Consider the following 14,815-nt stretch of genomic DNA (forward strand, 5'->3'; position numbering starts at 1 on the left):
GGAGGTTGATCGATCATGGCGATGAACGTAAAAGAGGTGAAAAAACGCAAAACGATCGGGTGGAATGGAAAAACGCTCAAAGAAATGCGGGAGGAAATCGATCGGCTTAGCCAGCTGACTGGACATTACGCAGGATTGAAAGAACTTCCGCTGAAAGAAAGCGATCCGATCCGTTATGAAAAGATCTTTTCCAAACTGCGCGGCGGTGTGGTACATGCGCGGGAAACGGCGAAAAGAGTTGCCGCATCGCCGATTGTCGAGCAGGAAGGTGAATTATGCTTTACACTTTACACTCCTGAAGGTGATTGCGTCGTTACTTCCACCGGAATCATCATTCACGTTGGCACGATGGGTGCCGCCATCAAATTTATGATTAAAAATGATTATGAAGAGAACCCTGGCATTGAAGATGGCGATATTTTCTGTAACAATGACTGCCAGATCGGAAACGTCCATCCGTGTGACGTTCATACGATCGTGCCAATTTTCTACGAAGGAGAACTGATTGGCTGGGTTGGCGGAGTTACTCACGTTATCGATGTTGGCGCAACAGCACCTGGAAGCATGACGGTCGGTCCGGTTACCCGTTACGATGACGGTTATCAAGTGGCCTGCCGCAAAATCGGGAAAAACGATACACTGCTAAAAGACTGGTTAATTGAAAGTCAGCGTTCGGTCCGCACGACAAAGTACTGGCTGCTTGACGAACGGACGCGCATAGCCGGCTGCCACATGATCCGCGATCTTGTTCTTGATATTGTAAGAGAAGAAGGAGTCGACACGTACAAACAATTTATCCGCGAAGTGATCGAAGAGGGGCGCCGAGGCTTTATCAACCAAGTAAAAACGCTGCTTATTCCAGGAAGATATCGTCAAGTTTCCTTTGTAGACGTACCGTACAAAAATCTGGATGTACCTCCATATGCCCGTGTGAACACGATCATGCACGCGCCGACGGAGATCATCGTTCATAAGGACGGCAAGTTTGAAATCGACTTTGAAGGGGTTAATCGATGGGGATGGCATAGCTACAACGCGACACCGGTTTCAATTACAAGCGGAATCTGGGTTATGATGTCGCAAACGCTCATTCCGAACGACCGGGTCAATGATGGAGCGTATTATGCAAGTAAGTTTGATCTGCCGTACGGTTCATGGCTAAATCCAGACGATATTCGCACTGCGCACAGCTACGCATGGCATTTCCTTGTATCTGCGTGGAGCCCGTTATGGCGTGGACTCAGCCGCAACTATTTCGCCCGCGGTTATCTCGAAGAAGTCAACGCAGGAAACGCCAATACATCCAACTGGCTGCAGGGCGGAGGCTACAACCAGTTCAATGAAAACCATGCCGTCAACAGCTTCGAGTCAGCTGCTGAAGGTGTTGGCGCGAGCGCGGTAAGAGACGGAATCAGCCACGCCGCGGCGATTTGGAATCCGGAAGGCGATATGGGCGACATGGAAATCTGGGAGCTGGCAGAACCGCTCATTTATCTCGGAAGAAGCGTTAAGCCGAATACAGGAGGCCACGGAAAATACCGCGGTGGAAACGGCTATGAATCGTTGAGAATGGTGTATGGGGCAAAAGACTGGACGATGTTCTTCATGGGCAACGGTTACATCTCGAGTGACTGTGGATTGATGGGCGGTTATCCGGCCGCAGCGGGATACCGTTTTGAGGCCCATGGCACGAACTTAAAAGAACGGATCGAAAAGAGACTGCCGATTCCGACTGGCGGTGACCCTGATCCGGATAATCCGCAATATGAAAAACTGATGGAAGCAAAAGAAATTATCCGTGACAAGCAGGCGATTACGACGGAAACGATTTTTGAAAACTATGATCTATATTTGAACTATTTGCGTGGGGGTCCAGGATTTGGCGATCCGCTAGAGCGGAAACCAAAAATGATTGAAGATGATTTAAACGAAGGCCATATTCTTCCTCGTTTCGCCGAAAGTGTTTATGGAGCGGTATTCACTCAAGATGAAAAAGGGCGATATATCGTTGATGAAGAAGCAACGAAGAAACGCCGTGAAGAAATGAGAAAAGAGCGGCTGAAACGAGGGGTGCCGACAAAACAATGGATGCAAGAGGAAAGAAAGAAAATTATCAACAAAGACGCTGCGATACAAGTACGTCACATGTATGCGAGCTCTTTCGCGTTAAGTGAAAAATTTTATAATGAGTTTAAGTCGTTCTGGAACTTGCCGGAAGATTGGAAATTGACAGAAGAGGAATTGGGCATTCCAGTATTCGGAACAAAAATCAATAAGCTGAAATGAGGTGAAAACATGGAAAAGTACGATAAATACGATCGCAAAACGATAGAAGAATTAATCGACGGCACGATAGATTTTTTCAAATTAAAAGAAATGCTCTCCAATTATAAAGACGTTGACCGGTTTGACAAATATATCAGCATCCTTCAAGAAAGAGTGCCGTGGGATGATCCGATTTTGCTTCCGGCCGGCCTTCATCTCTATATTGTTCAAAAGCCGGATGGCCGGCGCATCGTAAAGTGTGATTGTGGATATGAATTTTGCGAGGCAAGCGACAACTGGAAGCTTCATGCGCTCATCTATGTTCGTGATACAGTGGAAAAAATGGCGGAACTGTATCCGAAATTGATGGCGCCAGATCCGGAATGGCAGGTGCTCCGTGAGTATTATTGCCCTAGCTGTGCGACCCAGCTTGAAGTAGAAGCGGTCACGCCTTGGTATCCGGTCATCAAAGATTTCGAGCCTGATATTGATACGTTCTATAAAGAATGGCTAAAGCGCCCGCTTCCGCAGGCGAAATAAAAAAACAGACGGCGGTTTTTGACCGCCGTCTGTTTTTATGCATCGCGTTTGGAATGTAAGTTGGGAGAGGATCATGATTAGAAAGGGGAAGTCAGAATTCGAACTTTCTTTTTTTTCTTCATTAATATGTTATAATGAAACGTGTTGAAACACATCATGATGCATAAATGCATTCAAAAATTTTCTATATTTGTTCGAAACTAGATACATAGACAAGATTTCACGGATGCAACGAATTGCGAAGATACTTTTTTTAGCGGCTTTATTTTGATGGCGATACACGGAATAACGGAAAACGCCGTAAACGACAAGATGGCCGCTAAATTCGTTGATAAAGAACGTTTTTTGCATGAAGTAAAAAGAAACATTGCAAGGTTGGAGGAGAACGATGGCTACATATACGCCAATGATTCAGCAATATCTAGACATTAAGGCACAATATCCAGATGCCTTTTTATTTTTTCGTCTTGGCGATTTTTACGAAATGTTTTTTGACGACGCAATCAAAGCGGCGCAGGAACTGGAAATTACGCTGACAAGCCGCGATGGCGGCGGTGAAGAACGGGTGCCGATGTGCGGTGTTCCGTATCATTCGGCGCAAGGATATATTGAGCAGTTGATCGCCAAAGGCTATAAAGTCGCAATTTGCGAGCAAGTCGAAGATCCGAAAACGGCCAAAGGCGTCGTCCGGCGCGAAGTCGTCCAGCTCATCACTCCCGGCACGGTGATGGAAGGGAAAGGGCTTCTGGATAAGGAAAACAACTACTTGGCGACGGTGACAATGTTTGATGATGGTACGTATGGTTTTGCTTATACGGATTTATCGACAGGGGAAAACCGCATCACGATCCTTGCCTCTTTTGAAGACGTGATGAACGAACTGTATGCGATCGGGACGAAAGAAATTGTCCTTGCTAGCGATTTTCCAATCAGCGAGCAGCAACTATTGAAAGAACGATATGGAGTGACAATCTCGTACGAAGATGAGACGAAGATGCCGGAAGGATTTGCGGCGATCGCCGGCGGGCTTGCGCAGGACAAGCTGCAAATCACATTCGCCCGTCTTCTTCATTACATTATCCGCACGCAAAAGCGTCGTCTCGATCATATGCAGGCTGTTCAAGTGTACCAAGTCGATCAGTACATGAAAATCGATTTATATTCGAAACGAAATTTAGAGCTGACGGAAACCATCCGCGCCAAAGGGCGGAAAGGTTCACTGCTGTGGCTTCTTGATGAAACAGTGACGGCGATGGGCGGACGATTGCTCAAACAATGGCTTGATCGCCCGCTTTTAGACCGCGGACAAATCGAGCGGCGCTTACATATGGTAGAAACGCTGATTCATCATTATTTTGAGCGCCAAGAGCTGCGCGAACGTCTTCGCGAAGTATATGACATCGAGCGGCTCGCCGGCCGCGTCGCCTATGGGAATGTGAATGCCCGCGATTTAATTCAGCTAAAAAAATCGCTCGAGCAAATTCCGACGTTAAAAAATATCGTCGCTAATCTTTCCGATGATCAGACACAACAACTGGCTGACAAGCTTGATCCTTGTGCGGAGCTTGTCGAGCTGTTAGAGCGGTCGATTCAAGACAATCCGCCGCTATCGGTGAAAGAAGGGAATATTATTAAAGACGGGTACAATGAAACGCTTGACCGCTATCGCGATGCCAGCCGCAACGGAAAGGCATGGATTGCCCAGTTAGAAAGCAAAGAACGGGAACTAACCGGAATTAAATCGTTAAAAATCGGCTATAACCGCGTGTTTGGTTATTATATTGAAGTGACGAAGCCGAATCTTCATCTGCTGCCAAAAGGGCGTTATGAGCGTAAACAGACGCTCGCCAACGCCGAGCGCTTTATTACCCAGGAATTAAAAGAAAAAGAGGCGCTCATTTTAGAAGCGGAAGAAAAAAGCATGGAACTTGAATACGAATTGTTTGTCGATATCCGCGAACGCGTCAAACAATATATTCCGCGTTTGCAATCGCTGGCGAAAGCAGTGAGCGAGCTCGATGTCCTGCAGTCGTTTGCTACCGTCAGCGAAGAGCGGCGCTATGTAAGACCGCAGTTTTCCGACGATCGCGTTCTCTATATTCAAGGAGGGCGCCACCCTGTCGTCGAAAAAGTGCTCGGAACGCAAACATACGTACCGAACAATTGCTATATGAACAAAGAGAGGGAATTATTGCTTATTACCGGACCGAACATGTCCGGAAAAAGCACCTATATGCGGCAGATTGCGTTGACGGCGATTATGGCGCAAATCGGCTGCTTTGTACCGGCAGATAAAGCAGTGCTCCCGATTTTTGATCAAGTGTTTACGAGAATCGGTGCGGCGGATGATTTAGTGTCTGGGCAAAGCACGTTTATGGTCGAAATGCTGGAAGCGCGTAATGCGATCGTGCACGCAACGCAAAACAGCCTCATCTTGTTTGACGAGATCGGGCGTGGCACGTCGACATACGACGGGATGGCATTAGCCCAGGCGATCATCGAATACATTCATGATCATATTGGCGCGAAAACGTTATTCAGCACACATTATCACGAATTAACCGATTTGGAACAGTCGCTTCCAAAATTGAAAAACATTCATGTCAGCGCCGTTGAGGAAAACGGCAAAGTCGTCTTTCTTCATAAAATTGAAGAAGGGCCGGCCGACCAAAGTTACGGCATTCATGTTGCTGAGCTTGCCGAGCTGCCATCTTCCCTCATTCAGCGCGCGAAAGAAATTTTAGCCGAGCTTGAGCAGCAAGAGCAGAGAAAAGAACAGCCAATCGGCAAGAACGAAGCGGTGTTCGAACAGCTCAGCATGTTTGCTGAAGAGCAGCCTGCAAAAGAAGAATCCCGTCTATCGAAAAAAGAGAAAAAGGCGCTTGAGGAATTAAAATCCGTCAACTTACTGGAAACAACGCCGCTTGAAGCGTTAAACAAATTATACGAAATTCAAAAACTATTAAAGTAAAGGAGGCGTCGCAATGGGAAAAATCCGCAAGCTCGATGACCAATTGTCCAACAAAATCGCTGCAGGGGAAGTCGTCGAGCGCCCTGCCTCCGTCGTGAAAGAACTGGTGGAAAACGCGATTGATGCCAACAGCACGGTCATTGAAATTGAGCTGGAAGAAGCGGGGCTGGCGAAAATCCGTGTCATTGACAATGGGGAAGGCATGGAAGAAGAGGATTGCCTCGTTGCTTTTGAACGGCATGCGACAAGCAAAATTAAAGATGAACACGATTTGTTCCGCATCCGTACGCTTGGCTTTCGCGGCGAAGCGCTTCCGAGCATCGCTTCCGTTTCGGAAGTGGAAATGAAAACAAGTACTGGAGACGGTCCAGGAACACGAATTGTCTTAAAAGGCGGTCAGTTTGTGAAACACGAACGGACCGCAAGCCGCAAAGGAACCGATATTACCGTATCCAACTTGTTTTTCAACACCCCAGCCCGTTTAAAATATATGAAAACGATTCATACCGAGCTCGGCCATGTTACGGATGTCGTCAACCGCCTTGCCATGGCGCACCCTTATATTTCGTTCCGCCTCCGCCATCATGGGAAGCAGCTGCTTTACACAAGCGGTAACGGCGATGTGCGCCATGTGCTTGCCGCGATTTACGGCATGGATGTCGCGAAAAAGATGGTTCCCATTGAGGCGGAATCGCTTGATTTTACGATCAAAGGCTACATTTCCCTTCCCGAAGTGACGCGCGCCTCGCGCAACTACATCTCTACCATTGTCAATGGACGGTATGTGCGCAATATTCCGCTTATGAAAGCGATTGAGGCTGGATATCATACGTTGCTGCCGATCGGCCGCTATCCGATTGTATTTTTATCGATTACGATGGATCCGATTTTAGTCGATGTCAACGTTCACCCAGCGAAATTAGAAGTACGTTTCAGCAAAGAAGCGGAACTGAACGAGCTTGTGACCGAGGCGATTCGCAAAGCGTTCCGGACGCGCACGCTTATTCCAACGATGTCCGTAAGCCGCCAGGAAGCAAAACCGAAAACAGAGCAAGCGACATGGACGTTTGAGCATGTGGTAAAAGAGCCGCCTTTGCCAAATCTCGCACAGATAACAAAGCCAGAGCCAACCATTTCTTTAAGGGAAGAAAAAGAAGAAAGCCCACTGATGCTGCCGGCAGAAGAGGAACGGGAACAAATGAACGAATATGACGCGCCAATGGAAGCCGAGGAACATGTGGAGCAAACGGTGGAGAACGAGCAGGAACACACAAACGACCGCATCCCGCCGCTTTACCCGATCGGACAAATGCACGGAACATACATTTTGGCGCAAAATGAACAAGGGCTTTACATCATTGACCAGCACGCCGCCCAAGAGCGCATTAAGTACGAATATTTTCGCGAAAAAGTTGGTGAAGTAATAAACGAAGTGCAAGAATTGCTCGTTCCGCTCACGTTTCATTATCCGACAGACGAATATGTGTTCATTGACGCACATCGTGAGGAATTGGCGAAATGCGGTGTTTTTTTAGAACCGTTCGGGCATAATACGTTCATCGTCCGTTCCCACCCATCGTGGTTTCCAAAAGGGGAAGAGGAAGAGATCATTAGAGAAATGATCCAACAAGTCCTTGACATGAAAAAAGTTGACATTAAACAGCTGCGTGAAAAGGCTGCGATTTTAATGAGCTGTAAGCGGTCGATTAAAGCGAACCAACACTTGCGCGACGACGAAATTTTCGCTCTCCTAGAAGCGCTGCGCAAAACGACCGATCCGTTTACATGCCCGCACGGTCGTCCAATCATCATTCATTTTTCCACGTATGAGCTGGAGAAAATGTTTAAGCGGGTGATGTAACACATTAGCGCAACACCCTTGTTGCATCAAGGGGTTGCGCTGTATTTTTTAGCATTTGATCACGTTTTGGCCACTATATTTTCCAAGGTGGGTGGGCTTTTTTATGTGTATTTATGTATCCATTATCAGTTTGTCAAATTTGTCGGCAAGCTGAGACCACACAAAAAAGACCGAAATAAATCGGTCTTTTTGTGCGCCTCGTTCAACCATGTTACTTGTAGCTCGACAATAACGGCAAGGGTAAGCATCTCAAATCCTCATAAGCAGGGGGAGGGGATTAGTACCAGAATCCAAATCCTGGTCCATAACCACCACAGCCATAACCGCCAAAGCCCCTGAACGTACAACCACAACCAACAATAATTAATAAGATGAACAGGATGACGATTAATGCAAAGCTCATTAATTACACCTCCATTTTATTTGTTTTAGTTTTTTAGTTTATAATATAGGATTTTTTATCAGTTTGATTGGACTCCTATAATTTTCCGCGAATGTTGATTATTTTGTTATTTAAAAGCACAGTAGTTCGTTGTTCCGGAAGGACATTTTCGATAATTAAACTATTTAAGCATTGAGTTTTATAAAGGAACGAACGAAATGGAGTTTGTTGAATAAACTGGCTAAAAAAGATAAGTACAAACTTAGTGAAGAGGATTATGCCAAGCTTGAAAAGGCAAAAATGTTTGTATGGATGGAAAAAGGAGAAGCAAGTGGTCCGGCGCTGGACGTTATTCAGTTATTTCGTGTTTTACCAATGTTGTTGGCAAGTATATGCAAAAAGAAACACAATAGCAATTTTTTTTGTTAATTAAGGGTGATAAGATGGAAAAATTAAAAATCGGCGATTGGGTTTATTATACGGGGGATGAACAACAATTAGAGGGTGCATTGGGTTATGTTGATCGAATTATTGATTCTTATTGCGTAATCGAATTTGTACAAGATTACAATGGGAAACGATTAAATAGGCGAAAAATTTGTACGATAGAGGAATTAATCCCGGCCAAAAGTAAGTCACCAATGACAAAAGAGGATTTTGATACATTGATAGATCTAGCGTTGGCGACCAGAGATTTTGAGTGGTGTAAACAGTTGATGGAACAGTTGAAAGGGCCAAAAAATGACAAAGTAGGTTGATTTCATTGGGCACAAATTCGTCATTCAAAGCGAAAGCCGTGAGATGGGATCCGCTATATTTCCGTGTTGATTTTTAGGCCACAGAAAAAAGACCAATATAAGGTCTTTTTTTGTATGTCTTATTCCACTATCGCTTATTCTATACCTGTCTTTGCCCGATATTGCGTTCGTCTAAGGTAGTTAAGTGTCTGCTGAGGATTATAGAAGTGCATATATTTAGGACGAGATCGTTTGCCACTTTCCATTCTCGAGGATATAGGCATCGTTTTTAAAATTCCATAAATATATCCCTCCTGTGTAAGACAGTATGGCCCTTACACAAGAGGGATAATACCAGCCATCGTTATCCTTCGTTTTATACAGCCACGATGAGTACAGAATGGTTTTCATTAGGCAAAAACCATTTGCACCCAATAGAATAATAAAAACAACGTGACAACGGTTGTTAATGGTATGACAATCAACGAGACGCTTAAATAATCTTTCCATGTTACTTTCATCTTATTTTGTTTTAGGATATGCATCCAAATAAGGGAGGCAAGCGTCCCGATAGGCAATAACAAAGATCCCATGTCACTGCCAATAATATTCGCGAGATAGATCGTCTTTAATGTAATAGGATCCAGGCCCATTTCCGTCAAGGTGATGGTTCCGATCATTAAAGCAGGGTGATTATTAAAGAAGTTAGATAGAATGGACACTAATCCCCCCATGATAAAGCTCGCGTAGAACAATCCTTGGTTTACAATCGGTTCACATATTTTCACAAGCATCGCTGTTAGACCTACATTGTGGAGTCCGTAAATAATGACATACATGGAGAATGCGAAAATAAGAATGTGCCAAGGAGTCTTTTTCAAGATATCAACGGGATTGGTGCGCAAATGATACCATCTCCATACAAGCAGGACGAGTGATCCGAGTACCGCAACGATTTCAATTGGGATAGAGAGATAAGATGCAACAAAGAGTAGACAACGGATCACAAAGACAAACAGCAAGACCTTCAACATAAATTGGGTACGTTTCCGTTTTGTTTCGACAGAAATTGTTCTTTTTAACGGATGGAAATGTTTAGTAAAAAAGATTCCCTCTATATCATATGCGGTATTTGGCAATGTTTTTGGCAATTTATTCTTTACCACTACGTACATCAACCAAGACATAAACAACAGTCCTAACGTTGCTGGTACAAACATCATGGCTGTATGCATATAAAGTGTCATGTGAATAATGTTCAATGCGATTAAATTGACGATATTACTTACCCCAATAGGTGCGCTAGAGGCTGTTGCAGTCAGTGCTCCAGTCAAGAGATATGGAATTTGTTGATGTGGTTTTAGCTGGAGGTTTTTTAGAAGTAAAATTAAAATCGGGGTCGTAATCAAGATGCTGCCATCGTTATTGAATAAAAGGGTCATCAAAAAACATAACAGTTGAATGTACCAATATAGGCGATAGCCTGAACCCTTAGCCAAATTTGCAAGTCGTGCGGCTGCCCAGTGGAAAAAACCGAAACTCTCTAATATGACAGCCATGACAATCGTTGCAATAATGGTAATCGATGCGCCAGCGATTTTATGGATAATATCCAAAATATCTCCGCGTGATACAATGCCTGTTAGTAAAATAATCCCCGCACCAATCGACGCTGGCCACGCTTCATTTAAGCCTCTTGGTCTCCAAAATATGACTAACATTGTCATAATGAACACAAAAATGGTCATTGCAATTTCGAAACTCATTATTTTTCCTCCCTGTTTTTTCAAGGGTCTTGAGCCATTTGACCCTATCTGTTTGATTTACTATATTCATATTCATCCCTATCAAGAAGGAACTGGATAATAGACCTAATTTATCTAATATGTACTCTTGTCTCGCTAGTAAAAATGTACGGTAGAGAGCAATGACTATAGATGAATGTATAGTAGAGATAAATGATGATAGATGATCGAAATATTGATTTTTATGATGCTGTGTTTAAAATTGGGATGGCGGAGAAAATCTAGAGCTAATAGAAAACAAGATGGTAGTTCCGTTTGCAAAATTTATTAAACAGTGCTAATTATGAGCGGGGACGCAGCAATATATGAAGTGGCGGGTAGTGATGGACGTTAATTGTTTAGGATATGGTGAACATGCAATTCTTATTCGACGTTATATGACAGAAGAAGATCTATTTATTGGTATCAACACAAGTTTTCGCATTTTCGACATCTTCAAGTTAAAAGTCGGTGAATACGAATAAAAATAATTAAGCAAAGACTATTCATTTCCTGAAAGAAATGATAATATCCTTATTGAAATTCTGCATATTGGTGGTGTATGTATGTTTTCATCGTTAAAACGATTCTTAATCGGCAGACCGTTGAAATCAACCGAGCTGGGAGAGCAAAAGTTGGGCAAATTAAAGGCGTTAGCCGTTTTATCTTCTGATGCTCTATCTTCGGTTGCGTACGGTACGGAACAAATTTTACTTGTTCTCTCGACGATTGGATTCATTGCATTTTGGTATTCCATTCCTATTGCGATTGGAGTTCTTATTCTATTGGTGGCGCTTATTTTATCGTATCGCCAAATCATTTACTCTTATCCGCATGGAGGCGGAGCTTACGTCGTTTCCAAAATGAACTTAGGTGTAAATCCGGGCCTCATTGCCGGGGGCTCTTTGCTCGTCGACTATATTCTAACTGTGGCAGTAAGCGTGTCCGCGGGAACGGATGCCATTACATCCGCGTTTCCAACTTTACATCCATACACAGTTGGAATTGCAATCACACTGGTTGTGTTTATCACTATTCTTAATCTTAGGGGCATAAACGAATCTGCTTCCGTTTTGGCATATCCCGTTTATTTGTTTGTATTGGCGCTCGTTATGCTCATTATTGTTGGGATTTTTCATATTATCAATGGACAAGTACCGTCTACCTTACATACGCCTATCGGTACTACGGTGCCCGGAATTACGTTATTCTTGTTGCTGCGGGCATTTGCATCTGGTTGCTCTGCATTGACAGGGGTAGAAGCGATCTCCAACGCCGTTCCAAATTTTAAGGAGCCGGCGGCAAAAAATGCTGCCAAAACGTTAGTGATGATGGGGTGCATTCTCGCAGTTCTGTTTGTAGGAGTCACTTTTTTAGCATACTGGTATGGAATTGCTCCGAAAGCAGAAGAGACTGTTGTTTCCCAACTCGCTTCCAAGGTGTTTGGAAGAGGCGTGGTGTATTACTTTATACAAGGAACAACGGCCCTTATTTTAGTGTTGGCGGCAAATACGGGGTTTTCTGCATTTCCTTTGCTGGCATATAATCTGGCATCCGATAAATACATGCCAAGAATGTATCTTATACGCGGTGACCGATTAGGGTATTCAAACGGAATCATCACGCTCGGCCTTGCTTCTATTTTGCTGATTATCGCTTTTAAAGGGCAAACGGAACAGTTAATTCCTTTGTATGCGGTTGGCGTATTCATTCCTTTCACCTTGTCACAAACGGGAATGATTGTAAAATGGGTGCGCGAAAAACCAGTGGGGTGGATACCGAAACTGCTGGCCAACTTGCTAGGAGCGCTCATTACGCTAACCGTACTGTGCATTTTCTTTATCACAAAATTTACTCAGATATGGTCTGTGCTTGTATTTCTTCCGATGATCGTATTTATTTTTCATCAAATCCATAAGCACTATGATGCGGTGGCAGAACAACTGCGGGTCAATCCAAATAAGATTCCGGACAAAATAGAGGGAAATGTCGTGATTGTTCCTGTCGCGGGAATCACGAAGGTAGTAGAGCAATCCTTAAATTACGCCCAAGCCATTGGAGATTATGTATTGGCTGTATATGTGGCATTTGACCGGGAAAGTATGCTCCGAATGGAAGAGAAATGGAAGAAATGGAGGCCGGATGTTCGCCTTGTTACGCTAATTTCTTATTATCGCGATCTTATCACACCAATTTCCAAGCTAGTGGATACGATTGAAAGCAAGGCAGAGGAAAGAAACCATACGGTAACGGTTTTGATTCCTCAATTTATACCGAAAAAAGGCTGGCATAACTTTTTGCATAACCAATCGAGCGTTTTATTGAGATTGTACCTTCTATATAAGAAAAATGTGATTGTCTCAACCGTTCCTTATCGGCTTCATAAGTAGAAGTTTATATTCTATTAGGATGTTTCTGGGCAATTTCCCAAACATTAAAAACCCGGCAGACGGCGGATTTTGGCCGAATGCCGGGTTTTAGCCAATTAGCTGTTTACCCATTAATAGTTTTTATCAGCAATCCCAAAACAGATTCTATAAATCTGAGGGATTTTGCTTGTCGACAAAGCCTCCATAAAATTCATTTGCCTACCAGGGCTATTATTCCTTTAAATATGAGGACTAATGAAAAAACAAGAATAGCTAAAATCCCAATTAAGGTCGTTACTGGTTGTATACCAGCTAAAGGTGAACCGGCTAAAGGAAGGTGTATTAGTGCAAAACCAGCAAGGATGCAAGCTAAAAACAAGAACGCGGATTTATCCATGCTTTTTTCCTCCTTTCAATGACAATATAAAATATGTACAATTAGGAGAAATTGTTCATGAAGGGTGAACAAGGGTATTCATTTCAGCTTGTCGACAAAGTCGGCAAGCTGATTTTATTATGACTTCTAAAGGTGAAAATCTTTTTGGATAAAATAATAAAATTTTCTATTAAATACAAAAATTATAATATGAGAAAAAAAGATACTGCGAACGAAGATGATGTATAAAAGTTTGTGTAAAGCATTTTGCTAGAACAAAAGAAAAAAGGTAGGGTATTCTCTGATTGGACCAAAAATCTTAGAGAAAGGAGTACCCTACCTATGTCTAAAAGAAGTATACCGAATGTCGACTGGGCAAATCAACTGGAAAGTGTCATTCGTCAGTTTGTGAAGGAAAAATTAGAGCTGATTATGCGGGAAGAAATCAAACATTTCCTCGAAATCGAACAGGCTGGAACGCCGAATATGAGAAACGGCTACTATCAGCGAAATCTAGATACGCAATATGGCCGGATTGAGGGTCTTTTGGTTCCAAGAGACCGAAACGGGGAATTTCAAACACAGTTGTTTGCCCCTTATCAACGCCACACCGGCTGGCTGGAGGAAGCCATCATTAGGATGTATCAAAGTGGCATGAGTACACGGGAAATTGGCAAGTTTATCGAACGAATTCTAGGAAATGCTTATTCTCCAGCGACGATCAGCCGTATTACCGATGTCGTGAAAGAAGACATCGAGAAATGGCACCATCGTCCACTATCCAAACGTTATTCTGTCTTATATTTGGACGGCTTGTACGTGAAACTTCGCCGCGATACGGTAGAGAAAGAAGTCATTTATGTGGTGTTAGGAGTGAATGAAGAAGGGTATCGAGAAATTCTGGATTTCTTCGTGGGAGGACAAGAAAGCGCCTATGGATGGCAGGAAATTCTTCAACACCTCTACCAAAGAGGCGTCAAGGAAGTGCTTCTTGGCGTCTTCGATGGCCTTCCGGGGCTGGAGGAAGCCTTTAAGGCGGTGTATCCGAAAGCCGATGTGCAGCGCTGTGTCGTGCACAAAGTCCGCAACACCCTCAGCCGTGTTCGGAAAAAAGACCAATTCGAAGTGGCCGAGGATCTCAAGCTGATTTATCGCGCGCCGAATAAGGAGATGGCGTTACAAATGTTTCAACAGTTTGAGTCGAAATGGTCCAGCAAATATCCAAGAGAAGTTCAATCTTGGGCCAATGAGTTGGATGTCCTCCTTACATTTATGGATTATCCAAGCAGTATTCGAAGTGTGATTTACACGACGAATGTCATCGAACGAACGATCAAAGAGATTCGGAAACGTCTAAAGCCGATGAACAGTTTGAGCAGTTTAGAAGCCGCGGAAAAAGTCGTGTATTTGACCATCCAAGATTTTAATGAGAAATGGGCAGGGCGAAAGTTAAGAGGATTTGCCGAAGCGCAGGAAGCCCTTCAACGAATGTTTGAAGAACGTTATTGTTAACCAAATATTGTAAATAAA

General features: G+C 43.7%; 11 protein-coding genes. 8 read left to right on the forward strand and 3 right to left on the reverse strand.

The features are described from left to right. The first annotated feature begins 15 nt into the window (after positions 1 to 15). The 4 genes from BDD39_RS04470 (at position 16) to mutL (ending at position 7,637) form a co-directional block, all read left to right on the forward strand. Entirely contained in the window at positions 16 to 2,286 is a 2,271-nt protein-coding gene (locus BDD39_RS04470) for a hydantoinase B/oxoprolinase family protein (protein ID WP_166908513.1), read from the forward strand. A gap of 9 nt (positions 2,287 to 2,295) precedes the next feature. Beyond that, on the forward strand, positions 2,296 to 2,805 hold the full coding sequence (locus BDD39_RS04475) for an acetone carboxylase subunit gamma (protein WP_043904193.1): 510 nt from the start codon (positions 2,296 to 2,298) through the stop codon (positions 2,803 to 2,805). Positions 2,806 to 3,193: 388 nt separating this feature from the next. Beyond that, on the forward strand, positions 3,194 to 5,776 hold the full coding sequence (gene mutS / locus BDD39_RS04480) for a DNA mismatch repair protein MutS (RefSeq protein ID WP_166908515.1): 2,583 nt from the start codon (positions 3,194 to 3,196) through the stop codon (positions 5,774 to 5,776). A gap of 13 nt (positions 5,777 to 5,789) precedes the next feature. Beyond that, on the forward strand, positions 5,790 to 7,637 hold the full coding sequence (gene mutL / locus BDD39_RS04485) for a DNA mismatch repair endonuclease MutL (RefSeq protein ID WP_166908517.1): 1,848 nt from the start codon (positions 5,790 to 5,792) through the stop codon (positions 7,635 to 7,637). 277 nt (positions 7,638 to 7,914) lie between these two features. Here mutL and BDD39_RS04490 read toward each other — a convergent pair whose 3' ends face one another. Then, the gene (locus BDD39_RS04490; protein ID WP_166908519.1) at positions 7,915 to 8,040 is read right to left on the reverse strand and encodes a YjcZ family sporulation protein; all 126 of its coding nucleotides are present in this window, start codon (positions 8,038 to 8,040) and stop codon (positions 7,915 to 7,917) included. A 207-nt stretch (positions 8,041 to 8,247) separates the two neighbouring features. Between BDD39_RS04490 and BDD39_RS04495 the strand changes: the two genes are divergently transcribed. Continuing rightward, positions 8,248 to 8,448 carry a hypothetical protein gene (locus BDD39_RS04495; RefSeq protein ID WP_166908521.1) on the forward strand — a complete coding sequence of 67 codons (201 nt, stop codon included), beginning with the start codon at positions 8,248 to 8,250 and terminating at the stop codon, positions 8,446 to 8,448. A gap of 14 nt (positions 8,449 to 8,462) precedes the next feature. Then, positions 8,463 to 8,777, forward strand: coding sequence for a hypothetical protein (locus BDD39_RS04500; protein ID WP_166908523.1), 315 nt, complete (start codon positions 8,463 to 8,465; stop codon positions 8,775 to 8,777). Between the two features lie 389 nt (positions 8,778 to 9,166). Here BDD39_RS04500 and BDD39_RS04505 read toward each other — a convergent pair whose 3' ends face one another. Continuing rightward, a complete protein-coding gene (locus BDD39_RS04505) occupies positions 9,167 to 10,522 on the reverse strand; it encodes an arsenic transporter (protein ID WP_166908525.1) in 1,356 nt (451 codons plus the stop codon). Positions 10,523 to 11,106: 584 nt separating this feature from the next. Here BDD39_RS04505 and BDD39_RS04510 point away from each other — a divergent pair. Further along, positions 11,107 to 12,930 (forward strand): APC family permease, encoded by a 1,824-nt coding sequence (locus BDD39_RS04510; protein ID WP_166908527.1) that lies wholly within the window; start codon positions 11,107 to 11,109, stop codon positions 12,928 to 12,930. A 190-nt stretch (positions 12,931 to 13,120) separates the two neighbouring features. On the opposite strand, the gene BDD39_RS04515 is transcribed toward BDD39_RS04510, so the two are convergent. After that, positions 13,121 to 13,306 (reverse strand): hypothetical protein, encoded by a 186-nt coding sequence (locus tag BDD39_RS04515; RefSeq protein WP_166908529.1) that lies wholly within the window; start codon positions 13,304 to 13,306, stop codon positions 13,121 to 13,123. A 321-nt stretch (positions 13,307 to 13,627) separates the two neighbouring features. Here BDD39_RS04515 and BDD39_RS04520 point away from each other — a divergent pair, with 321 nt between their 5' ends. Next, positions 13,628 to 14,797: an IS256 family transposase gene (locus BDD39_RS04520; RefSeq protein WP_166907073.1), complete on the forward strand. Its 1,170-nt coding sequence runs from the start codon at positions 13,628 to 13,630 to the stop codon at positions 14,795 to 14,797. Positions 14,798 to 14,815: the final 18 nt, after the last annotated feature.

The sequence above is a fragment of the Saccharococcus thermophilus genome, from assembly GCF_011761475.1.
Lineage (GTDB): Bacteria > Bacillota > Bacilli > Bacillales > Anoxybacillaceae > Saccharococcus > Saccharococcus thermophilus.